The 23,530-nt window shown below is 34.1% G+C and carries 25 protein-coding genes; 2 read left to right on the top strand and 23 right to left on the bottom strand.

The features are described 5' to 3' along the window. Positions 1-58: 58 nt before the first annotated feature. The 19 genes from rbfA to ABWU86_RS00975 form a co-directional block, all read right to left on the bottom strand. Complete coding sequence (gene rbfA, locus ABWU86_RS01065; protein ID WP_353320979.1) at positions 59-412, bottom strand: 30S ribosome-binding factor RbfA; 354 nt, start codon at positions 410-412, stop codon at positions 59-61. Between the two features lie 14 nt (positions 413-426). Next, positions 427-2,688: a translation initiation factor IF-2 gene (gene infB / locus ABWU86_RS01060; protein WP_293792928.1), complete on the bottom strand. Its 2,262-nt coding sequence runs from the start codon at positions 2,686-2,688 to the stop codon at positions 427-429. A 4-nt stretch (positions 2,689-2,692) separates the two neighbouring features. Beyond that, positions 2,693-3,010 (bottom strand): L7Ae/L30e/S12e/Gadd45 family ribosomal protein, encoded by a 318-nt coding sequence (locus ABWU86_RS01055; protein ID WP_053950144.1) that lies wholly within the window; start codon positions 3,008-3,010, stop codon positions 2,693-2,695. Beyond that, a complete protein-coding gene (rnpM, locus tag ABWU86_RS01050; RefSeq protein WP_293792929.1) occupies positions 3,000-3,299 on the bottom strand; it encodes an RNase P modulator RnpM in 300 nt (99 codons plus the stop codon). The genes ABWU86_RS01055 and rnpM overlap by 11 nt, the downstream gene beginning before the upstream one ends. Before the next feature lie 26 nt (positions 3,300-3,325). Next, positions 3,326-4,411: a transcription termination factor NusA gene (nusA, locus tag ABWU86_RS01045; protein ID WP_353320976.1), complete on the bottom strand. Its 1,086-nt coding sequence runs from the start codon at positions 4,409-4,411 to the stop codon at positions 3,326-3,328. Positions 4,412-4,428: 17 nt separating this feature from the next. Further along, positions 4,429-4,902 carry a ribosome maturation factor RimP gene (gene rimP, locus ABWU86_RS01040; RefSeq protein WP_053950147.1) on the bottom strand — a complete coding sequence of 158 codons (474 nt, stop codon included), beginning with the start codon at positions 4,900-4,902 and terminating at the stop codon, positions 4,429-4,431. 114 nt (positions 4,903-5,016) lie between these two features. Then, positions 5,017-9,348, bottom strand: a complete 4,332-nt coding sequence (locus ABWU86_RS01035; RefSeq protein ID WP_353320973.1) for a PolC-type DNA polymerase III — start codon at positions 9,346-9,348, stop codon at positions 5,017-5,019. 53 nt (positions 9,349-9,401) lie between these two features. Continuing rightward, entirely contained in the window at positions 9,402-11,111 is a 1,710-nt protein-coding gene (locus ABWU86_RS01030) for a proline--tRNA ligase (protein WP_353320971.1), read from the bottom strand. A 21-nt stretch (positions 11,112-11,132) separates the two neighbouring features. Then, positions 11,133-12,404 carry an RIP metalloprotease RseP gene (gene rseP, locus ABWU86_RS01025; protein WP_293792934.1) on the bottom strand — a complete coding sequence of 424 codons (1,272 nt, stop codon included), beginning with the start codon at positions 12,402-12,404 and terminating at the stop codon, positions 11,133-11,135. 17 nt (positions 12,405-12,421) lie between these two features. After that, positions 12,422-13,210: a phosphatidate cytidylyltransferase gene (locus ABWU86_RS01020; protein WP_293792936.1), complete on the bottom strand. Its 789-nt coding sequence runs from the start codon at positions 13,208-13,210 to the stop codon at positions 12,422-12,424. Between the two features lie 14 nt (positions 13,211-13,224). Next, on the bottom strand, positions 13,225-13,989 hold the full coding sequence (locus tag ABWU86_RS01015; RefSeq protein WP_435370524.1) for an isoprenyl transferase: 765 nt from the start codon (positions 13,987-13,989) through the stop codon (positions 13,225-13,227). Positions 13,990-14,053: 64 nt separating this feature from the next. After that, positions 14,054-14,443 carry a hypothetical protein gene (locus tag ABWU86_RS01010; protein WP_293792968.1) on the bottom strand — a complete coding sequence of 130 codons (390 nt, stop codon included), beginning with the start codon at positions 14,441-14,443 and terminating at the stop codon, positions 14,054-14,056. Between the two features lie 32 nt (positions 14,444-14,475). Next, on the bottom strand, positions 14,476-15,039 hold the full coding sequence (gene frr, locus ABWU86_RS01005) for a ribosome recycling factor (RefSeq protein WP_053950153.1): 564 nt from the start codon (positions 15,037-15,039) through the stop codon (positions 14,476-14,478). A gap of 2 nt (positions 15,040-15,041) precedes the next feature. Further along, entirely contained in the window at positions 15,042-15,764 is a 723-nt protein-coding gene (gene pyrH, locus ABWU86_RS01000) for a UMP kinase (protein WP_053950154.1), read from the bottom strand. A 133-nt stretch (positions 15,765-15,897) separates the two neighbouring features. Next, the gene (tsf, locus tag ABWU86_RS00995) at positions 15,898-16,773 is read right to left on the bottom strand and encodes a translation elongation factor Ts (RefSeq protein ID WP_053950155.1); all 876 of its coding nucleotides are present in this window, start codon (positions 16,771-16,773) and stop codon (positions 15,898-15,900) included. 111 nt (positions 16,774-16,884) lie between these two features. Beyond that, positions 16,885-17,631 carry a 30S ribosomal protein S2 gene (rpsB, locus tag ABWU86_RS00990; protein WP_053950156.1) on the bottom strand — a complete coding sequence of 249 codons (747 nt, stop codon included), beginning with the start codon at positions 17,629-17,631 and terminating at the stop codon, positions 16,885-16,887. Positions 17,632-17,782: 151 nt separating this feature from the next. Next, entirely contained in the window at positions 17,783-18,781 is a 999-nt protein-coding gene (locus ABWU86_RS00985; RefSeq protein ID WP_353320966.1) for a D-2-hydroxyacid dehydrogenase, read from the bottom strand. Positions 18,782-18,819: 38 nt separating this feature from the next. Then, positions 18,820-19,083 (bottom strand): GIY-YIG nuclease family protein, encoded by a 264-nt coding sequence (locus ABWU86_RS00980; RefSeq protein WP_435370523.1) that lies wholly within the window; start codon positions 19,081-19,083, stop codon positions 18,820-18,822. Positions 19,084-19,090: 7 nt separating this feature from the next. Then, positions 19,091-19,843 carry a tRNA1(Val) (adenine(37)-N6)-methyltransferase gene (locus tag ABWU86_RS00975; protein WP_353320964.1) on the bottom strand — a complete coding sequence of 251 codons (753 nt, stop codon included), beginning with the start codon at positions 19,841-19,843 and terminating at the stop codon, positions 19,091-19,093. A gap of 81 nt (positions 19,844-19,924) precedes the next feature. Here ABWU86_RS00975 and ABWU86_RS00970 point away from each other — a divergent pair, with 81 nt between their 5' ends. Further along, entirely contained in the window at positions 19,925-20,548 is a 624-nt protein-coding gene (locus tag ABWU86_RS00970) for a lysophospholipid acyltransferase family protein (protein WP_353320992.1), read from the top strand. Between the two features lie 35 nt (positions 20,549-20,583). On the opposite strand, the gene ABWU86_RS00965 is transcribed toward ABWU86_RS00970, so the two are convergent. Next, on the bottom strand, positions 20,584-20,802 hold the full coding sequence (locus tag ABWU86_RS00965; RefSeq protein WP_053950161.1) for a YneF family protein: 219 nt from the start codon (positions 20,800-20,802) through the stop codon (positions 20,584-20,586). A 69-nt stretch (positions 20,803-20,871) separates the two neighbouring features. After that, complete coding sequence (locus ABWU86_RS00960; RefSeq protein ID WP_053950162.1) at positions 20,872-21,129, bottom strand: DUF896 domain-containing protein; 258 nt, start codon at positions 21,127-21,129, stop codon at positions 20,872-20,874. Positions 21,130-21,220: 91 nt separating this feature from the next. On the opposite strand from ABWU86_RS00960, the gene lexA reads away from it, so the two are divergent. Further along, a complete protein-coding gene (gene lexA, locus ABWU86_RS00955) occupies positions 21,221-21,856 on the top strand; it encodes a transcriptional repressor LexA (RefSeq protein ID WP_353320962.1) in 636 nt (211 codons plus the stop codon). On the opposite strand, the gene ABWU86_RS00950 is transcribed toward lexA, so the two are convergent. Continuing rightward, positions 21,853-22,293, bottom strand: a complete 441-nt coding sequence (locus ABWU86_RS00950) for a nucleoside 2-deoxyribosyltransferase (protein ID WP_293792951.1) — start codon at positions 22,291-22,293, stop codon at positions 21,853-21,855. The two genes, lexA and ABWU86_RS00950, sit on opposite strands and share 4 nt — an antisense overlap. An 8-nt stretch (positions 22,294-22,301) precedes the next feature. Beyond that, entirely contained in the window at positions 22,302-23,468 is a 1,167-nt protein-coding gene (locus ABWU86_RS00945; protein WP_293792954.1) for a hydroxymethylglutaryl-CoA synthase, read from the bottom strand. Positions 23,469-23,530 lie beyond the last annotated feature (62 nt).

The raw sequence follows: 23,530 nt of genomic DNA, 5'->3' as shown, positions 1-23,530 counted from the left end.
TAATTGAACACTTTATTTTTCCATCAAAAAAGCCTGCAAACAATTGCAGGCCTTTTTATTATTTTTCTTGTTTCTTTAGTTGATTGATTAATTGATCAATCTTGCTTCCATATTGAATGGAGCTATCTAATTTGAAAACTAATTCAGGAGTACGATAAATACTCAAGCGAGAACCAAGTTCACCTCTAATTAAAGATGTAGCTTTATCTAGTCCTTTTTGAGTAACTTCTTCTTCATCACCATTATCTGATAATGTGCTGTAATAGATGGTTGCTTGTTGTAAATCACCAGTAACATCTACCCCAGTAATAGTTACCCCTTGAACACGTGGATCTCTAACTCGTTTTAGTAAAATATCATTTACTTCTTTTTGAATTTCTTGTTCAAGTCTTCCAACTCTGTATTGAGACATATTCATTCACTCCTTTACTTAGCAGGAACTTCCTTCATTTCGTATGCTTCTACAACGTCTCCTTCTTTAAGATCATTGTAGTTTTCAATTGTAAATCCACATTCGAAACCTTGTTTAACTTCTTTAGCATCATCCTTGAAACGCTTCAAACTATTAAGTTCACCGTTGTAGATAACAACGTTATCACGAATCAATCTAATCTTACTATCACGTTTGATTACACCACTGGTAACCATTCCACCGGCAATAGTACCAACTTTAGAAGCTTTGTATAGTTGTCTAATTTCAACTTCACCAGTAATGTGTTCTTCAAACTTAGGAGCAAGCATACCCTTCATTGCTGATTCAACTTCGTCAATTGCATCATAGATAACTTGATGTAAACGAATATCAACATTATCAGTTTCAGCTTGTGCCTTTGCTTGTGGAGTTGCACGAACGTTAAATCCAACGATAATCGCATTACTTGCCTGAGCTAACGCAATATCACTTTCATTAATCGCACCAACAGAACTGTGAACGATGTTAACTCTAACGCCTTCAACATCAATCTTTTGTAAACTTGATGCTAAAGCTTCAACTGAACCTTGAACATCAGCTTTAATGATAACTTCTACTTCTTTCATTTCTCCTTCTTTTAGAGATTCGAATAAGTTATCTAGAGTAACACTATTGTTCTTCTTACGTTCTTCCATTTGAGCTTCTTTAGCTCTTTCTTCACCGGCAGCACGAGCTGTTTTTTCATCATCAAAGACAACAAAACGGTCTCCGGCTTCAGGAACATCATTTAAACCAGTAATTTCAATTGGTGTAGATGGAGTTGCAACTTCAAGGTCTTCACCTAATTCATTAGTCATAGTTCTAACTCTACCGAAAGTGTCACCAACAACAATTGGATCACCAACGTGCATTGTTCCTTGTTGAACTAATAAAGTAGCAACTGGTCCACGACCACGGTCAAGTCTAGCTTCAATTACAGAACCTGCAGCATGTTGCTTAGGGTTAGCCTTTAGTTCCATAACGTCTGATTCTAGAAGAATCATATCTAGTAATTCGTCCACGTTAGTTCCCATCTTAGCAGATAGTTGAACGAAGATAGTGTCACCACCCCAGTCTTCTGGGATAAGTTCATAACTAGCTAATTGTTCAATAACATGGTTAGGGTTAGCACCCGGTTTATCAATCTTGTTGATTGCAACAATAATTGGTGTCTTGGCAGCCTTAGCATGATCGATAGCTTCGATTGTTTGTGGCATAACACCATCATCAGCAGCAACAACTAAAATGGTAATATCAGTGATATCAGCACCACGAGCACGCATTGCAGTAAATGCAGCATGTCCTGGTGTATCTAAGAATGTAATAGTTTTACCATTTCTCTTTAATTGGTAGGCACCAATAGCTTGTGTAATTCCACCAGCTTCACCAGCTGTGATGTGTGAGTTTCTCAAGTAATCAAGCAACGTAGTCTTACCATGGTCAACGTGACCCATGATAGTAACTACTGGTGCACGATCTTCTAAGTAATCAGTATTTTCTGCTTCTTCATCAAAAATTTTATCGATATCAGAAACGTTAACTTCAACTTTTTCTTCAGCTTTCATACCGTAGTCTTCAGCTAATAGTTCAATTGTATCCTTATCTAGAGATACATTTTGGTTAACCATAATTCCTAATAGGAATAATTTCTTAACAATTTCAGCAGGTTCTCTATGAATAAGCTTTCCAATTTCTTGAGCATTCATACCAACACTGTAAACTAAAGTTTCTGGTAATGGACGTTCTTTTCTTTCTGGAGCTTTCTTATTCTTGTTGTTTTGTCTAATACGTTGGTTCTTAGTGTACATCCCTGCAAACTTGTTGTTTCCACGGTTGTTCTTCTTATTAAACTTCTTCTTATTCTTCTTACCTTTTTTAAAGTCGGAAGATGAATTATTGTTTGTGTTGTTTGTGTTACTAGTGTTTCTTGTACTATTTGTATTGTTATTGTTCATAGATTGTCTTGCCTTATCATTATTATTTTGATTTAAAGTCTTACGTGGCTTTTCGGCAGGTTTCTTAGAATTATTGTTAGCATGTTTAGTGTTTGTGGCTTTGTCACTCTTAGCCGGCTTATTTTTTGAAGCAAAATGATCACGAATAGCTTTTTCTTCATCCGCTGTTAATCCGGACATATGATTTTTAACATCATATCCCTTCTTTTTTGCTTCATCAATTATTGTCTTACTAGCTACATTTATCTCTTTAGATAATTCGTAAATTCTTTTCTTACCCATACCATCACGTTCCTTTACAATTATTTGTCATTTCCTTCAAACGTTTGGCAAATCCATTATCCGCAATTCCGATTATGGTTCGAGGAATTCCAATTGCATCGCTTATGTCTACCTTAGTAAACATTTGATTGGTTGGAATGTTATATGAATTAGCCTTATCTGTAAATTTCTTCAAGCTGGCTTTTCCAGAGTCAGTAGCGATAATCAGAAATTTAATTTTATTCTTTTTTATTGCGTTAAGCAATATGTCTTCACCAGTGGTAATCTTACCAGCACGTTTTGCGATACCAATAAAGTTTAAAATTTGCTCTTTATTTGTCATTTTCAAAAAGTTCTTTTCTGGCTTGTTTATGATCAACGTATGCAATTAATTCATCGTAAAAGTCATCGCTTAGATTAACTGAGAAAACTTCGTTTAGTTTCTTAGAAGCCTTAGCCTTTTCAGCTACTTTTACATCAATTGATACATATGCTCCTCTACCTGATTTTTTACCAGTTTCATCAATAGAAACGTTATCTTCTTTATCTTTAACGATTCTAACTAAATCTTTTTTGGGAGCCATTTCACCGGTGACAACATCTTTTCTCATTGGAATTTTTCTTGTTCTCATTGAACCATCACTCCTTAAGCTGATAATTAGTCGTTATCAATTCCTTCATCATCATCTGTAGCATATTCTTCTACACCATCTGCTTCAGATTCTGATTTAATATCAATCTTGTATCCAGTTAACTTAGCAGCTAATCTAGCGTTTTGACCACGTTTACCAATGGCTAATGATAATTGATAATCTGGAACAATTACTGTACATGCTCTTTCATTTTCTTCATCAAAAATAACGTCAACTACTTCAGATGGATTTAATGAGTTAGCAATGAATTCGGCAGGATCTTCTGTCCATTGAACGATGTCCATGTTTTCTCCGCCAAGTTCATTAACGATTGTTTGTACACGTTGACCTCTTGGACCAACAGTAGTTCCAACTGGATCGATATCTTCACTGTTTGATCTAACAGCTACTTTAGCACGATCTCCAGCTTCTCTGGCAATTGAAACAATTTCAACAGTGCCATCATAAATTTCAGGAACTTCTTCTTCAAATAATCGTTTTAGTAAACCAGGTGCTGTTCTACTAACAAAGATTTGTGGCCCTTTGGTAGCATCTTCAACACGGTTAACATAGACCTTAATTCTATCTTGTGGTCTGTATTGTTCGTTTGGCATTTGATCATTCTTTGGCATTACAGCTTCAACCTTGCCTAAGTCAACATATACAAATCGATCATCTTGGCGTTCAATTTCACCAGTGATTAATTCATCTTGGTACTTACTGTATTTGTTATAAACAATAGTTCTTTCTGCTTCACGAACTCTTTGCATAATAACTTGCTTAGCAGTTTGAGCAGCAATTCTACCAAAATTCTTAGGTGTAACTTCAAACTTGATTTCATCGCCTAATTCATAACCACGGTTTAATTGTAGTGCATCTGCAATGCTGCATTCTAGACGTGGGTCAACTACTTCTTCAACGACTGTCTTTACAGCATATACATGAATGTTACCCTTCTTTTCATCGAAAACTACTTCCACGTTTTGTGCTTGGTTGTAGTTTCGTTTGTAAGCTGACATTAATGCAGCTTCTAGGGCATCAATAACAGTTTCCTTAGAAATTCCCTTATCATTTTCTAGGGCATCTAATGCGCCTAAAAGTTCTTTACTCATTTTAATATCTCCCTTAGCTAAAATTTAATTGCTAGTCTTGCTTTGGCAATAGATTTTCTTGGTATATTTAAATCTTTAATTCGACCCTTTAAATTAACAGTCAAAATAAGTTCTTCATCACTTAACTCTTTCAATGTACCTTCGTATACTTTTTCACCATTGATAGGTGCATAAAGTGATACATGAATGTATTCACCAACTGCGTTTTCATAATCTTGAGGTTTCTTAAGAGGTCTTTCAGCTCCAGGTGATGATACTTCTAAAAAGTATGCTTGTGGAATTGGATCCGGTTCAATGGTATCTAGTTTTTCACTTAATTCATCTGATACCAAGGCACAGTCTTCAATGTTAATACCACCATCTTTATCAACATAAACTCTTAAATACCAACTCTTACCTTCATGTACGAATTCGATGTCATATAAATAAAAACCATGACTATCTAGAATTGGTGTTACTAATTCTTTTACTGTTTGTGTAACTTCGCTCAATGATACGCCTCCTAAAAAATCCAATAAAAAGAGCGAGCATTTCTGCTCACTCCTTTCTTCTCAGATATAAACTATCGTTATTTTACCATGGATAGTTATTTTAATCAATACATACTACATCATATCGAATAGGCTCAATTGATTTTCATCAGGTAAATTATCAATTACATGATTTTCAGTCATGAACTCAATTAACTTCTTAGATACTTTTCCACGCTTGGCCAAATCTTCCTTTGAAATAAACTCTTTATCAGCTCTAGCAGCAACAATTTGCTTAGCGACGTTTAATCCAAGACCTGGAATAGCGTTAAATGGAGCAATCAATTTATTGTCTTCAATTAACCATTGTTCAGCATCAGATTTATTCAAATCAACCATTTCGAAATCAAAACCTCTTTCTAACATTTCATTAGCTAATTCCAAAACAGTTAATAAATTCTTATCTTTTGCAGAAGCATCATTACCTAAATCGTTAATTTCTTTCATTCTAGTTTTCACAGCGTCTTTACCTCGACACATTGAAACTAGATCAAAATCATCAGCTCTAACTGAGAAATATGCACAGTAATATACTAATGGGAAGTACACCTTAAAGTATGCAACTCGTAACGCCATTAATACGTACGCAGCAGCATGGGCTCTAGGGAACATGTACTTAATCTTTAAACATGAATCAATATACCATTGTGGAATATTAACCTCATGCATTTTTTCTTGCCATTCGTCTTTGATACCTTTACCCTTACGGACAAATTCCATAATTTGGAATGATGTTTCTGAGTCTAATCCCCAATTAATTAAATCAGTCATGATATTATCACGACATCCAATAACGTTGGCGATGGTTGCTTTACCTTCTTTAATCAACTCATCCGCATTTCCTAACCACACGTCGGTACCATGGGACAATCCTGAAATTTGTAGTAATTGAGAATAGTTCTGTGGATTAGTTTGTTCAAGCATCCCTCTAACAAACTTAGTTCCAAATTCAGGAACACCTAGCGTACCTGTTTTTGATTGAATTTGTTCTTCAGTTACACCAATTGTTTCAGTTCCTGAGAATAGCCCCATTACACCCGGATCATCCATTGGTATTGATTGTGGATCAATACCTGATAAATCTTGTAGCATTCTAATCATGGTTGGATCATCATGCCCTAAAACATCCATTTTCAAAATATTATCGTGAATTGAATGGAAATCAAAGTGGGTTGTTTCCCAGGCTGAATTTTGATCATCAGCAGGATATTGAATTGGTGTAAAGTCAAAAATATCCATGTCATCTGGAACGATAATAATCCCAGCTGGATGTTGTCCCGTTGTTCTCTTAACACCAGTATCACCCTGGGCCAATCTATCAATTTCAGCGGATCTGATGGTTTGCTGAGTATCTCTTTCATACGCTTTAACATAACCATAAGCCGTCTTATCTGCAACCGTACCAATGGTTCCAGCACGATATACGTTATTTTCACCGAACAAGACTTTTAAGTAGTTATGTGCAATTGGTTGATAATCACCAGAGAAGTTTAAATCAATATCAGGAACCTTATTTCCACTAAAACCTAAGAAAGTTTCGAACGGAATATTATGACCATCACCAATCATCAATGTGCCACATTCAGGACATTCCTTGCGTGGTAAATCATATCCTGAACCATATTCACCTTTCATAAAGAAATGTGAGTACTTACAGTTAGGACAACGATAATGTGGTGGCAGTGGATTAACTTCAGTAATACCAGACATTGTGGCAACCAAACTAGATCCAACCGAACCACGAGATCCAACTAAATATCCATCTTTATTACTCTTATCTACCAATCTTTTGGCAATCAGATAAATAACTGCATAACCGTTACCAATGATACTATCTAATTCCCTGTCTAATCTTGCTTGAAGGAAATCAGGTAAATCATCTCCGTATAGTTCATGTGCTTTATCCATTGTCGAGTTACGAATTTCATCATCCGCACCCTTCATGTGAGGTGGATATAGTTTATCCAACACTGGATGAATTCCATCATCAACCATATTGGCAATTTTTTGTGTATTATCTACAACGATCTCCTTACTTAAATCATCACCTAAGTAACTGAAGTCATCTAACATTTCGTTTGTGGTTAAAAACGGTACCTTAGGTAACTCATTTCTGTTTAATGGGTTTGCTCCACCTTGAGAATGAATTAATATTTTTCTGTAAATAAAATCTTCAGGATCTAGATAATGAACATCCCCAGTTGCGACAACTGGTATATCCATTTCATGTCCCATATCGATCATATTTTGCATCAATTCTCTTAGATGCTGTTTGCTATGAATAAGTTCAGAATCAATCATTGGCTTATATGCCGCACTAGGTTGAACTTCCAAGTAATCATAAAACTTAGCTTTTTTCTTAGCTTCTTCTTTCCCTTTTTGCAGCATTGCAGTGAACACTTCACCATTAGCACAAGCGGAACCGATTAAAATACCTTCTCTGTATTTTTCTAAGACACTTCGTGGGATTCGTGGAACACGATAGAAGTATTCAACATTAGAAATTGAAATTAACTTATATAAATTCTTCAATCCAGATTGCGTTTGCGCCATTAGAATAGCATGGAAAGGTCTGGCATGCTTATAGGAATCATTATCAGACATATGTTCATTTAATTGTGAAACTCTGGTAATGCCATAATTTTCTTCTGCGTCTTTGATGAAAATATAGTTTAAATGTCCAGTAGTTTCAGCATCATATACCGCACGGTGATGGTGTTCCAATGCTACGTCAAACTTCTTAGCTAAAGTATTTAAACGATAGCTCTTGTAGTTTGGATACAAAAATCTTGCTAATGGCAAAGTATCAATAATCGGATTTTGGATTTCTTCCATTCCGTATCTTTGATATCCAACATTCATAAAGCCGACATCAAAAGTAACGTTATGTCCAACGATAATTGAATCACCACAAAATTCTCTAAATAACTTAAATACTTCTTCTTCTGATTTAGAACCTTTAACCATATCATCAGTAATAGAAGTTAATTCTGTAGTGAAGTCAGATAAATGAAAACCAGGATCAATGAATTCTTCAAATTGATCTAATACGTTATTATGTTGCATTCTAACGGCTGAAACTTCGATGACTTTATCGTAAATTGCTGATAATCCAGTTGTTTCAATATCAAAAACAACATATGTAGCATCCGCTAATTCCCTATCATCTTCATTAAAAGTAATTGGCACCCCATCGTCAACAATGTTTGCTTCAACACCATACAACATCTTAATGTCATTTTTTTGCGCTGCTGTATATGCAAATGGGAAACCTTGTGCAGCCGTATGATCGGTAATTGCTAACGCAGGATGACCCCACTTGCTTGCTCTACTTACATATTCTTCAATACTGTTAGTTGCATCCATTTGACTCATTTTGGTATGCAAATGTAATTCAACACGCTTATCTTCAGATGTATCCATTCTGTCTTCATGATGAAGTGGATTAATGTCGTATGCATTCAAGGTTAGTTCATGACTATAATTATCTTCTTGAATTCCACCACGAACTTTTATCCAATCTCCTTCTTGTAATGCAGCAAAATTGGCTTCATCAGTTTCATTATTGGAGAACTTTTTAACTTCAATTGATGATGAATAATCGGTGATTTCTAACATCATTAATTGTCTTCCAGAACGAAGTGAGCGGATTTCCTTTTTGAAGATATGACCGTTAACAATGACCATTTTTTCTTCTTGCACTATATCGATCATTTTAGTTACATCTAAATCTTCTTTAATTTTCTTACCGATTTGAACTTTTCCCTTAGGAACAGCGTTAGCAGCTTTCTTCTCACGTTTGCTAGAAGATTCTTGAATAGCCTTCATAGCACGTTGTGCTAATTCAGCATCTTTTTTCTCACGTTCGATTTTAAATTGTTTGATTCTTTCTTGAGAAGCTGTTTCATCAATAAAGACATTAATATGAAATTCGGGAAAACCTAAGTTTTGGTAGTTTGCTTCAATTGCTCCTAAAGCTTGGTCAACAATCAAGTTTTTGACAATTTCATTATCTGCAGCTAGTTCTACCTTATTTCCATTCAAATTAGGTTCGCTATTTCTCAATAGTTCATTTCTAATTGAATCTGATAAATCCGCATGCTTTACAACCCATTCCCAATATTGACCTAGGGTCTTATTGTCAAAACTATTATCATTTACCTTTAAACTAATCTTAGTTTCAGCAATCTCATCAAATGTTGCTTGCATACGATTATAAAAATCGATAAAAACATCGTAATTTAGAATCTTAGGTAACATTAAATTAAATTGCCATACTTTAGATTTTTTATGAATATCAATCGATTCAATTTGTCCATCTTTAAAGTCTTCAGAATCAACCTTATCACCCAGTTGAAGTTGATTTAGTAACTTTTTAAACAATTCTTCGTTATTAGCCAACGTCATCCCTCCAATCTTAATCAGCTAAAAAAGGTCAGTACTGGACACTGACCTCTTTTCTATTTCAAATCTTTTAGTAGGATTTCAACTGTATTAACAACTTCTTCTTGTTTTACTTCTACAGTTTCACCTGTTTTTCTAATCTTGATTTCTACGATACCTTCGCTAGCTTTTTTACCGACAGTAACTCTGATTGGTAAACCGATTAGATCAGAATCAGCAAATTTAACTCCTGCTCTTTCTTTTCTATCATCAGTTAACACATCAAATCCAGCATCTTTAAGAGCTGTTTCTAATTCGTCAGCAACACTAACTTGTGTTTCGTCTTTTGTATTTACAGGAATTAAGTGAATATCAAAAGGAGAAATTGACTTAGGCCAGCTTAGTCCATTTTCATCCGCTTGTTGTTCAGCAATTGCTGTTAGTAATCTACTAATACCAATTCCATAACATCCCATAACTACAGGTGTTTGACGTCCATTTTCGTCAAGAACATTTGCTTCTAAATCTTTTGAGTATCTTGTTCCTAACTTGAAAATATGAGCAATTTCGATTCCCTTAGTGAACTTAAGAACGCCTGAACCGTCTGGTGAAATTTCACCTTCTTGAACTTCTCTAAAATCACCATATTTAGCATTTTCAATATCTCTCTTAGGATTTACATTAGCAAAATGGTAGCCATCTTCGTTAGCACCAGCGTATGCATTAACCATATCTTGTACATAGTTGTCAACCAAAATAGTAACTGATTCATCTAAATTGAAAGGTCCAACATATCCACGAGATGTGTTAGTAAATTCCTTAATTTGATCATCATTTGCTAAATCAAAGAATGAAGCACCTAATTCTGATTTAACCTTAACATCGTTAACTTCATGGTCTCCACGAACTAATACTAAAACAGGTTTTTCATCAGCAATAAATAACACACTCTTGATTACATTACTTGCTATTGTATCTAGTAATTCAACATCATCTTCAATTGACTTAACATTTGGAGTACTAATCTTTTCAAGATCTTTTTGAGTTTCAGTTGATTGATCAGGTACGTACATACTCTTAGCCATTTCTAAGTTAGCAGCGTATTCACTATCATCTGAATATACAATTGTATCTTCACCAACAGCTGCAGGAGCAGAGAATTCAATTGAATCTGATCCACCCATAGCTCCACCATCACCAATAATAGTACGATAATCAAGACCTACTTGATCAAAGATTTTACGATATGCATCTTCCATTTGATTGTAGATACGGTCTAAATCTTCATCGTTAATTGAGAATGAATATCCATCTTCCATAATAAATTCACGGCCACGTAATAATCCATTACGAGGTCTTTCTTCATCACGATATTTTGGTTGAATTTGGTAAAGTACCAAAGGTAACTTTTTGTATGACTTAATTGAGTCACGAATAATTTCAGTATAAGTTTCTTCATGAGTTGGACCTAAAATAAAGTCTGTGTCATGACGATTTTTTAATTGAAATAATGTTGGTCCATATGTTGCTAATCGACCAGATTTTTCCCATAAGTTTGCAGGTAATACAGCTGGCATAAGTGTTTCATTTGCGTCAATTGCATCCATTTCTTTTCTAATGATGTTTTCAATCTTTGAAATAACTTTGTATGCAAGTGGTAAATATGCATACATCCCCGCTGATACTTGCTTGATATATCCCGCTCTAAGCATTAGTTGATGACTAATAGCTTCTGCACCCTTAGGTGCTTCTTTAAGCGTTGGGATTAACATTTTTGATTGTTTCATAAAAAATCTCCTTATACATTATTAGTGTAGAAAATATCTTTGGATATCATTAATTGTCACTAATAGCATTAATACAACAATGATTGCAAACCCTATTAGAGTAACAACTGTTTCTACTTTTTCAGAAGTTGGTTTTCTTCTAATTGCTTCAATTATGTTCATTAATATTTTACCACCATCTAAGACCGGAATTGGTATTAAATTCATAATTGCTAAATTAATAGATAAGAAAGCAATGAAGTATACAACCCCTGCCATCCCAAGTTTAGTTGCCTTAGATGTATTAGCATAAATTGCAACTGGTCCACCTAAATCATTTAAACTAAAGTGACCGCTAACCATATAAGCCAATTGAGAATATAGTGACTTCGTCATATACCAAGTTCTAGTAAAGCCAGATAATAACTTAGCTCCAAACGATGTATCTAGTGTGTTTTCAATCCCGATTAAACCATATTTCTTCCCATTTGATTCTTGTGAATCTGTTTTTAGTTTAATGATATGGGTTTGATTATTTCTTTCAACTGTTAAAACAACGTTAGTATTTGGCTTGCTTTGAATAGCTGAACTTAATTCGTTCCAATTATCAGTTTTAACATTATCGACCTTGATAATCTTATCACCGTTTTTGATTCCAGCATCTCTAGCTACAGAGTGTCCAGAAGCTGTGTTTACTTTATTTTGTGTGCTAACAACCCCACCTTGTAGGAAAGATAGCAATGAAAATGCTACAATCGCAAGTAAAACATTATTAAAAATACCTGCAAAATTAGTAATCATCTTTTTTAATACAGGTGCATTTTGAAATTGAACGTCTTCAGGAGCAATTTGAACTGTTGTCCCATCAGATTCAATCATTAGTGCATCATGATTAACATTAAAGCGTTTTACATCTTCATTATTGTCTTGATACCCTTCAATCCATAAACCCTTTTGAAGATCAATGTCTGAAACTTCTAATGGTAGTCCGTTAATATTTCTTTTCTTTTGGCTAGTGTTAATTAATGTAACTTCATCTTTATCATTAAATTCAAGAGTAACTGGTGTTCCAGGTTCCAGTTGTTGCGTTTCATTATCAGCTAATCCAGCCATTCTAACGTATCCACCTAATGGTAAAATTCTGATGGTATATGTTGTATGGTTATGACGATAAAAGAAAATTTTAGGACCCATTCCAATGGAAAATTCTCTTACCATTATTCCTGATTTTTTGGCTGCAATAAAGTGACCAAACTCATGAACAAAAACTAATATTCCAAAGACAACGATGAATGCGAGTATTGTCGTAATCATTTTAAAACTCCTTTAGGCTAGATAATGCCGAACAAATGAAGAAGTGGTAGTACAAATAGCAAACTATCAAATCTATCTAAGATTCCACCATGACCTGGCAAGATTTTACCAGAATCCTTAACTTGATAATATCTCTTCAATGCTGATTCTACTAAATCACCAAATTGTCCTGCAATTGATAACACGGCAGTGATAATTATTGCTACCAACATTGATACGTTACCAATTTCAAATGATTGCATCCAAACAGTAGCAACGATAATCGCTAGTACAGATCCACAAATAGATCCTTCCCAAGTTTTGTTGGGACTTACATGTGGAGCTAATTTGTTTTTACCTAATTTTCTACCAAATACGTATGCTCCAGAATCGGTAATCCAAACAATAAATAAAGCATAGAATAAAACTGCAATCCCTGCACCTCTTGCTTCAATAAAGTAATGGAACCCCATTCCGATGTATAACATTGCAATAGTTAATACTCCAGCATCATCAAATGAAAAAATATTTTTTGTAATAACGTTTCTTAACATTAATAACATAACGATAATGTAAAAAATAAAATTAACACTTAAAAAATGTGGTAATGCACTAAACCAATTTGAAGGAGCTATTAGAATACTAACCCCTAAAAATGATAGTAATGCTTCTGGAGAAACTAATAGTTTCTTCTTCATAATTAAAACTTCTGACATTGCTACAATTCCCAATGCAATTGCGCCAACTTCGATTAGAATTCCACCAATCAATACAATTGGCACAAAGAAAGCTAAAGCGATGATTGCTGTTATTACTCTTGTTTTCATATTTATCTCCTAAATTATTTATTTGTTAAACCACCAAAACGACGATGTCTAGATTGGAAAGTTAAAATACAATTTTTCAAATTATCTTCAGTATAATCGGGCCACTTAGTATCGTCAAAAACGAATTCACTATATGCTAATTGCCATAATAAAAAGTTAGATAATCTTTCTTCTCCACTGGTACGAATAAGTAAGTCAGGATTGGCATATTCGCCTAAATCAGCAGTCATTAGATTATCTGAAACAGTTTCTTTATTGATGCTATCAATTGATATTTCGTTATTAGAAACTTTTTCTGCAATGGATTTAACAGCGGTTACGATTTCATCTTGACTACCGTAATTCAAAGCAAAGTTTAAAACCATTCCTGTACAGTCCTTTGTATCCTCAATGGCATTTTTTATAGCAGTTTGTGTTTGTTTAGGCAATTGATCAACGTATCCCATAACGTTAACTTTTACATTATTCTTTACCAAATCAGGAACAAAAGTACTAAAAAATCTTTCTGGAAGATCCATCAAATAGTTAACTTCTTTTTCTGGTCTTTTCCAATTTTCAGTAGAGAAAGCATATAAAGTTAATACCTTAACGCCTAAATCACTAGCTGATTGTGTGATTTTTTTTACTACGTTCATTCCTTGCTTATGTCCAGCAATTCTAGGTAGGTGTCTTTCTTGAGCCCATCTACCATTACCATCCATGATTATCGCAATGTGATTAGGAATGTTTTCATAATCAAATTCGATAACCTTGCTTTTCTTTTTAAAATTAAACATCATTTTCACCTAATTCATACAAATAAAGGATGAGAATAAATCCTCATCCCAAATTAGTTAAGTTATTTTATTGGATTAATCTCCATTCTCCACGTTTAGCTTCAACTAAAGTTTCAAAATACTTTAATAGTTGGTTGGCTTCATCCGCGTTTTGGTCACCTAACATATTTAGTCCTTCTCCGGTTGGAATAGGATCACTTAAATCTGTTATTTCAGAACCGTTCTCAATGGTAGCCTGTGTAAATGCGACGATCCAGTCATCTTCAATTAATTTAGAAACAACTAAGAAAATGTTGAATTGTTCTTCAACATAAACTGGCATAACAAAAATTCCGTCTTGAATTTCTTCAACTGTATTGCCATTATATTCCAAAGATTTAATAGTTGAATCGTCTAAATCTCCATTTAATTTAAATACCATTTTTGTAAATTGTTCGGTTCCTGGTGTGACTTCCATTTCTTCCACGGTGATTCCCCCTGTCCTATCTCTTAACCGTTCATAACTTCTTTTTCTTTGTTATCAACAACAGCTTCTAAGTCTTTAATTTGATCATTAGTAAGCTTTTGTACTTTTTCTTCTAAATCATGAGCTTCATCGTCCGTGAACTCATCATTCTTATTACCTTTTTTAACGGCATCCATTGCTTCTCTTCGCACATTTCTAATAGCAACTTTACCTTGTTCTCCGACGGCTTTAACCTTCTTTGAAACTTCTTTTCTTCTTTCTTCAGTTAATTGTGGAACAATCAAACGAATGTTGTCTCCATCATTAGCTGGGTTAATACCAATATCAGCTTCTAGAATTCCCTTTTCGATATCATCTAAAGCAGATTTATCATAAGGACTAACCATAATAACTCTTGCTTCAGGAACTGTGATTGAAGCGATTTGGTTTAATGGAGTTGGTGCTCCATAGTATTCAACATTAACACCATTCAATAGACTGGCATTTGCTCTACCGGCTCTAATTGAAGATAATTCGTGTTTTAAAGATGCAATTGATTTTTGCATTTTTTCTTTTGCATTATCAAGAATTTCGTTTTGAGTAGCCATGTTTATTTCCCCTTAACTGTAGTACCGATTTTTTCACCCTTAACAACTTTTTCAATGTTGCCGGATTCATTTAAGTTAAAGACAACAAGTGGAATATCATTATCCATAGATAATGAACTAGCTGTTGTATCCATAACTTTAAGATTCTTATTAATAATATCCATTTGAGTTAATTCATCAAATTTAACAGCATCTGGATCTTGATTAGGATCAGCTGAGTAGATTCCATCTACACCATTCTTAGCCATCAAGATTGCGTCAGCATGAACTTCAGCAGCTCTTAATGCAGCAGTTGTATCTGTTGAGAAGAATGGGTTACCAGTTCCACCAGAGAAAATAACAACTCTATTCTTTTCTAAGTGTCTTACTGCTTTTCTTCTAATGTATGGTTCAGCAATTTGTCTCATTTCGATTGAAGTTTGTACTCTTGTTGGAACCCCCAATGATTCAAGGTTTTCTTGCAATGCTAATCCATTCATAACTGTGGCTAGCATTCCAATGTAATCTGCTTGAGTTCGTTCCATGCCCATTTTTGAACCAGCAACTCCACGCCACATGTTACCACCACCGACAACGATAGCGATTTGAATTCCTAATTCATAAACATTTTTTATTTCTTGAGCGATTTTCTTTATCACAGGTGGGTTGATTCCGAACCCTTCGTCACCAGCTAGGGCTTCACCACTAAGCTTTAGGACGATACGTTTATATTTTAAATCAGACATCGAATTTCCTCCATTACAAGTTCATTAACTTAATTTTAGCATAATATGCACCCTAAAAACAGATTATTGCAATAAATATTTGGATAAAAACACATAAAAAAAGGACACAAAATAGTGTCCTTCTTCATATTTATTATTTAATTTGACTATTAACTTCGTCAACAAAGTTTGTTTCTTGTTTTTCGATACCTTCACCAACTTCGTAACGTACGAAAGCTTTTAGTGAACCACCGTTTTCTTTAACAAATTCGCCAACAGTCTTGTCTGAGTCCATAACGAATTCTTGATCAGCTAAACTGATTTCTGAAAGGAACTTGTTTAGACGACCTTCAACCATTTTTTCAACGATATTTTCAGGCTTGCCTTCTTGTAGAGCTTCCTTCTTCAAGTTTTCTCTTTCAGCTTCTAGTCTGTCTTGAGGAACTTCGTTTCTGTCTAGGTATTCTGGTTTTGTAGCAGCAATGTGCATAGCAACATGCTTAGCAACAGTTTCATCTACACCTTGGATTTGAACAAGTGCACCAATTAGACCTTGGTTGTGTAGGTAGTGACCAAAGCTTTCGTCATCAGCTTTGCTTAGAACAACAAAACGACGAAGAGTGATCTTTTCACCAGTAATTTGAGTAGTGTTAATAATCTTATCGTTGATTGTTTCACCATCAACATCAAGAGCTAAAGCAGCTTCTACATCAGCAGGTTTTGCTTCAACAATTTTAGCTGAGATTAAATCAATAAGATTCTTAAAGTCATCGTTACCTGAAACGAAATCAGTTTCAGCATTAACTTCAACGATAGCAGCATCGTTTCCGTGTGTAACAACACGAGTTAAACCGGCAGCAGCAACACGGTCACTCTTCTTTTCAGCTTTAGCAATACCCTTTTCACGTAAGTATTCGATAGCTTTCTTTTCGTCACCATCAGAAGCAACTAAAGCTTTCTTAGCATCCATCATACCTACACTTGTTTTTTCACGTAGTTCTTTTACTTGAGCAGCAGTAATCTTTGCCATTGTTATGGCCTCCTTAATTTATATCATTAAAAAAGGCCGACTCATTCCCAGGCCTTATCGGTCCAAACATGAGTCAGCCTAAGCGTTTAAACAATATTAATATTTAAAATATTACTTGTCTTCACTTTCGTTTTCATCTTTAGTGTCTTCAAATGTGCTTTCGCTAACATTTTCTTCACCTTGGTTACCTTCAATAATAGCGTCAGCCATTTTTGCAGTAATTAGACGAACGGCACGGATAGCATCATCGTTTGATGGAATGATAACATCAACATCATCAGGATCTGAGTTAGTATCAACCATAGCAACGATAGGAATGTTTAATTTGTGAGCTTCATGAACAGCGATTTGTTCTTTACGAGGGTCAACGATAAACATAACATCTGGAACCTTAGGCATATCTTCGATACCACCAAGGAATTTTTCAAGCTTGTCAGTCTTCTTCTTTAGAAGAGCAACTTCTTTCTTAGGTAGACGTTCGAAAGTACCATCTTCAGCCATCTTCTTAAGATCCTTTAGGTACTTAATACGACTTTGGATAGTGTCCCAGTTAGTTAAAGTTCCACCTAACCAACGGTGGTTAACGTAGTATTGACCTGAACGAACAGCTTCTTCTTGGATTGAATCTTGAGCTTGCTTCTTAGTACCAACAAAAAGAACAGTAGCACCTTTAGCAGCTTCATCCTTCATGAAGTTGTAAGCATTATCGATCATCTTAACAGTCTTTTGTAAGTCGATAATGTAAATTCCGTTACGTTGGGTAAAGATAAATTTCTTCATCTTAGGGTTCCAACGACGAGTTTGGTGTCCGAAATGAACACCAGCTTCTAGTAATTGTTTCATAGAAATAACAGCCATTATAATAGCCCTCCAAAAAAAGTTTTTTTCCTCCCCAATAATCATCCCACTTAGAAACCATAATAATGGCACTTACTAAGCAGTCATATTGAGTGTGAATTGGTGATAAACACCGAATATTATTGTATATCAGCACCGGTAAATAATCAAGCTAAAATTTGACTACTTTGTCAGAATTTCCAGTTTTAATTAAATCTCTATTTGCATCCATAGCAAATTCAACCATATTTTGAACAGCTGTCTTTGTATAAAATGCAATATGTGGACTAACTAAAACATTGTCTCTTCCCATCAGATTCTTTAATCTTTCGTCAGGAACAGCTGAAAAATCTTTAAAGTCTTCATTAAACACTCCCACTTCACCTTCGTATGTGTCTAATGCTACCCCTGCAATTTTACCTGAATCTAGAGCTTTGATTAATGCATCTGTATCAATCAAAGTCCCTCTTGCCGCGTTAATAATGTATGAACCATCTTTCATTTCCGATAAAGTTTTTTCATTTACCATGTGTTCGTTTTCTTTAACGGCCGGAACATGAAGAGAAATGATATCAGCTTTCTTAAATAGATCATCTGGAGTATCAACATAAACGCCTTGCTTTTCTAGTTCTGGATTTCTAAATGGGTCATAGGCAATTACCTTGGCACCAAACCCTCTACAAATATCTAAAAGAACTCTACCAATTCTACCTGTTCCAAAAATTCCAACAGTCTTAGTATGCAGTTCTTCTCCAATTTCAGGAGCCCATCTTAAATCACCAGATCTTTGTTTACTTTCAAATCTTTTGGTATTTCGAAGTAATCTCATAATTTGTGTAATTGCTAACTCAGCAATAGCATTTGGTGAATAAGCAGGAACGTTAGTGACTGTAATGCCATTTTTTAATACTGCTTCAACATCAATGTTATCAGTTCCAACATTTCTAAGAGATAAATAGTGGATATTAAATTCACCCAGTTTATCTAGAATTTCCTTGGTGTATGGTTTTTGTTGATATGCGACAACCCCATCAAAACCTTCAGCTTTTAAAACTGTAGTTGAATCAAGCAGTTCAGTTTCGACCTTAACTTCAACATCTGGATTGTTATTTTCCCATTCCTTTAGAAAAGATAACTCGTCGTTTCTAATACCATATGCAATTATTTTCATTATGAAACCTCCTATTTATATTTACTTAGTCATAAAAACTATAACAGGTGTTCTTTATTAATATCGACACCATGACTTTTTAAATAGTCTATCTTCTTTTTTCTACTTTGATGCTTAAAGTGATATTCAGCACTTAACGCATCATGTTTATTATCAAATTCTTCATGATAAATCATCTCAACAGGTAAGTGATTTTTAGTATACTTAGCCCCTTTACCTGATTGATGTTGCTCTAGACGATGCTTTAAATCATTAGTATATCCACCATATAAAGAATTGTCTCCACACTTGAGAACATACATAAAATATCTATTTTCCATATAAAACATTCCTAACATATTCTGTATACTCGTTAGACTCATCTTGATAAACAGTTATTGGTGGAAGAATTTTGGTGCCACCATTTTTACCAGATTTTATTCCTTCAATCAAAACCATGTTAGCATCTTTTTGCTTTCTAGGATGAATAAATCGAATTACTTTTGGCATTATGTCATGCGACTTCATTGAATCTAGTAACTCTAATAACCTGTCTGGCCTATATACGAAAAATACTTTTCCGTTTGTTTTCAATAAATCAGAACACACAGTGTTAATTTTGTCTAAATTGGTAGTAATTTCGTGTCTTGCGATTGCTAAATATTTATTAGGATTTTTCTTGCTATTATCTAAATTAGGAAAATATGGTGGATTACATGTAATCACATCAACTGAATCCTTTGCTAGATAATCCGTAGAATTATCTAAATCATCATTAATAACTTCTATTTTATTTTCAAGATTATTAAGCTCAACACTTCTCTTTGCCATGTCAGCCAATCTTGGTTGCAGTTCAATTTCCCATATCTTTCCACGGGTCTTATGTGACATAAATAATCCAACTGCACCGTTTCCGCTACATAAATCAACAGTAACGGAAGAATCCTTTTTAGGTAGTTTAGCAAAATCAGATAATAATACCGCATCAAGTGAAAATGAGAACACTTCGGGGTTTTGAATGATTTTAATGTCATTGCTGTATAACTGATCAATTCTTTCATTTTCTTTCAAAAGGTTGTTCATTTATATTCATCCCCCATTTTTTCCTTGCATATACTCATAATAATAGAATACTATTAAATAATAAAGTACGAGAGGAGTTAAATAATGTATTCTTTCTTAAAGATTTTATCTAGAATCATTTTATACCCAATAAATGGAGCACCAACATTCAAAAACAAACAACGTATCCCTGAGGGAAACTACATACTAGTCGCACCTCATCGTACCTGGTTTGATCCGTTATATTTTGCATTAGCTGCTAGTCCAAAAGAATTTGCCTTTATGGCTAAAAAGGAATTATTTAAAAATCCATTTCTTAAATTTGTATTAGTCCACGCAAACGTTTTAAGTGTTGATCGTGAAAACCCAGGGCCATCTGTAATTAAAGAACCAGTTAAAATTCTACAAAATTCAAATAAGTCTCTAATTATCTTCCCTTCTGGAACAAGACATTCACAAGACTTAAAAGGTGGCGCAACATTAATTGCTAAATTATCTAAGAAGCCATTGTTGCCAGCCGTATATCAGGGTCCACTTACATTTAAGAGCCTATTTTCTAGAAAAAGAGCTATCATTAATTTTGGTGATCCAATCTATCTAGATAAAGGTATTAAGCTAAATGAAGAAGGTCAAAAAGCAATTGAAGATCAAATGCAACAAGCCTTTGATAAGTTAGACCAAGAAATTGATCCCGAATTCAAATACATTGACCCTTCTAAAAAGTAATAAAAAAGACATAATCATTTGATTATGTCTTTTTTTTACTTGGCGTTAGCCTTCATACTATTCATCATTTGATTTAATTTCTTAGCTGATGGCTTTTGACCCATTTGCAACATCATTGCTCTTAATTGATCCTTGTTAATTGGGGGATTATCTTTAAGATATTTTTCCATGTACTTACGTGCCATGAAGAATCCACCAAATAGACCTACGATTAAAGCTAAAATAATTAGAATAATCCAAAAGAATGGTGACATAATTCTTCCTCCCTCCATTTATTTCTATTATTAATTTTACACAAATTAATAATTAAATTCAAAAGTTTTTTAGTCGTCACGAAGCCCTTTCTTTCTTTGAACTTCTTTAACTTTTTCTGGGGTAACTTCTTTACCCTCTTTATTAAAGATTTGAACCATTTCAATTTGGCTTCTCATGTTTTCTTTAAATCTTTTTAGATATTGTTTTCTAAGATCGGCTCTTTCGGCCTCTTCTTCTTTACTTAATCCTTCATTTTTAGCTTTATGAGCTAATTCGTTAATTCTAGGAATAAGTTTCTTTAAAATTGGATCTTCTGCTTCTGACATTTTATCCTCTCCTTTACGAACATTTGTTTTTATTTGTTTAATATGCTATATTTAAAACATTGAAAATACATATAAGAAACGGGGTATCGATTTGACTTTTTCAAAAGAAGAAAAATCTTCTAAACAATTAGCTATTTTAGAATTTATCTGGAAAAGAATCAATAGTCAAGGTTATCCTCCAACCGTTAGAGAAATTGGAGAAGCCGTTGATCTTTCTTCAACTTCTACTGTGCATGGACATTTAAGCCGTCTGGAAAAGAAAGGATTTATTGTTAAAAATCCTGCTAAACCTAGAGCACTAGAAATTACTGAAGACGGACTAAAAACATTGGGAGTAAATACTCATCCTGGACAAATCCCAGTTTTAGGAACTGTTGCTGCCGGGGAACCAATTTTAGCCGTGGAAGATACTTCCGAATTTTTCTCTATGCCTGAACAATACGACAATTCTGATGAAATCTTCATGCTTACCATTCAAGGTGAAAGTATGATAAACATTGGAATTTTAAATGGTGATAAGGTCATCGTTAGAAAACAATCAACTGCTAACAACGGTGACATTGTTATCGCCATGACATCAGAAAATGAAGCAACTTGTAAAAGATTCTTTAAAGAATCAGATCACTATCGTCTTCAACCAGAAAATGATAATTTAGATCCTATCATTTTAGATCAAGTTTATATCATTGGTAAGGTCGTTGGTTTATTCAGAGATAGTGTATTTTAAAATACTTCGCCTTCATAGTGATATTCTGGCATCTTTTCAAAGTCAAAGGATTCAACATCACTAACCTTTGTTAAGTATGACTTAGAACCATTTGAAAGCATTAAATTAACAATTGCATCCTTTTCATGGAATAAAACAACCGGTTTACCAATTGCATAAGCATATCCAATTTCAAAAGCTGTACCGCTATCAACATTATCGTCTACAAAGTCGATAATTGCGATGACGGCATCAGCTTTTTTTATTTCATCGACATCTAGTTGAAATACATCTTTAGACCATTGACTACTACCAATTTCGGCACCATCATTCACATTTGAATTTCTTGGACTAAAGTAATCTGTTACTGTTTTGTTTGCATCTAGTGCTTTTTCAACTCTTTCGATTCTTTCAATCTGTTCGTCATCAAAAAATGGACCTGCCAAATATAATCTCATGTTTATTCCTACTTTCTATCATAAATTCTTTGATGGTTCTTAACACCCTTAAGTGTAAATGTTGCATCATCATTGCTTGTATCAAAACTAAGTTCTTGGTCCTTAATTGGTACCCAATCATTAAAGATACTTTCATATTCAGAAACGGATACTTGTTTTCTGTTTGCGATATCAGAATCAATTTGACTTATCAATTCATTGTTTTTAAATTCTTTACATAATTTCATCGCAAAGAATTCACCTTGAGCTCCAGAACCGTAACTGAATAATCCAATTCTATCTCCAACATTTAACTGATCAGAATTATTTATTAATGACAAGAAGTTTAAATACAATGAACCAGTATAAAGGTTCCCGATGTTTTCATTATATACTTTTCCAAAACCAAATTCTGTTTTTAGTTTATCTTGATGTTCTTCACTAGCTTCATCAATAATCGCTCTTAATGCTTTAATCCCCATTTTTACATATGGTAAATGGAAAGTCATTGCAGCAAAATCTTCTATAGTTTTGCCAGTGATTTGCTTGTATTCATCCCATGTCTTTTTAAAGAAGTCCACATAAACATCATTTGAATAATGACCATCCACAACTGCTTCAGTTCTATATAATGGTCTCCAAAAATCCATTACATCATCAGAATAAAATGTACTTGATCCTTCAAATTCAGCAATTGAAGGATTAGCAGATATAACCATCGCAATTGCACCACCACCTTGGGTTACTTCACCTGGAGTATTAATGCCGTATCTTGCAATATCTGCACCGATAACTAGTGCTTTTTTCTCAGGATTATTTTCTACATATTCTTTGGCCATTTGTAATCCTGCAGTAGCCCCATAACAAGCTTGCTTAATTTCAAACGCTCTACCACTTCTGCTTAACCCCAACATATTTTGCAAATAAATTGCTGCAGATTTTGAATTATCAATTCCAGTTTCAGTCCCGAAAATAATTAAATCGATTTTTTCTCGATCATTATCATCAATTATTTTCAAACAAGCATTTGCAGCCATGGTAACTACATCTTGTGTTTTAGGAATAACCGCCATTTTCTTTTGACCAATTCCAATTAAAAATTTATTAGGGTCTTCATTTCTAGCATGTGCTAAATCCACCATATCAAGATACATGTCTGATGAATAAAAGCTCATCTTATCAATTCCAACATTCATAATCATAATCCACTCTTTCAAAATATATATTATTATAATTGTACTATGAAACTTTTCACTGC

This window comes from Apilactobacillus pseudapinorum, from assembly GCF_040369555.1.
GTDB lineage: Bacteria > Bacillota > Bacilli > Lactobacillales > Lactobacillaceae > Apilactobacillus.
This window is presented reverse-complemented; position numbering and strand designations above follow the sequence as displayed.